General features: G+C 67.0%; 1 pseudogene. It reads right to left on the bottom strand.

Going from position 1 to position 536, the window contains the following annotated elements:
- Positions 1 to 536: pseudogene (locus GVN21_RS20370) on the bottom strand (hypothetical protein); the annotation flags it as partial.

Here is a 536-nt window from a genome sequence, read left to right as displayed (position 1 = left end):
CCGTTCGCGGCCTGGGTGATCGAGCTGTAGACACCGCCGTAGCCGCTGATGTCGATCAGATCGATGCCATCCTGGAAGTCGTGGATGTTGTTGGGACCGTCCCCGGTCGAGAACACGAAGCGATCCGCCCCGGCCCCGCCGTACAGCTGGTCGGAGTGGGCGCCGCCGATAATGATGTCGTCGCCCTCCCCGCCATAGAGGTAGTCGGCCCCGTCCCCGCCCTCGAGCTGGTCGTTGCCGCCCATCCCATAGAGCGTGTCGTTGCCCACCAGGCCCTGGATCAACTCGTTCCGGCCATCACCCTCGATGATGTTGAACCCGTTCGTCCCCGTCAGCGTCCGGTCGAACACGCCGGGGGGCGGCGGCGGCGGCGGAGGCGGAGGCGGCGACACCGGCCCGGTGATGAAGTCGGCCGAGGTCAGATTCGTGGCCTGGAAGCCGATCAGGGTGACGAACCCGCCATCGGTGAAGGTGATCTTCGCGCCGTTCGCGGCCTGGGTGATCGAGCTGTAGACACCGCCGTAGCCGCTGATGTC

This window comes from Caulobacter sp. SLTY (assembly GCF_009905535.1).
GTDB lineage: Bacteria > Pseudomonadota > Alphaproteobacteria > Caulobacterales > Caulobacteraceae > Caulobacter.
The sequence above is the reverse complement of the archived record's forward strand: the minus strand, read 5'-3'. Positions and strand labels throughout refer to the sequence as shown.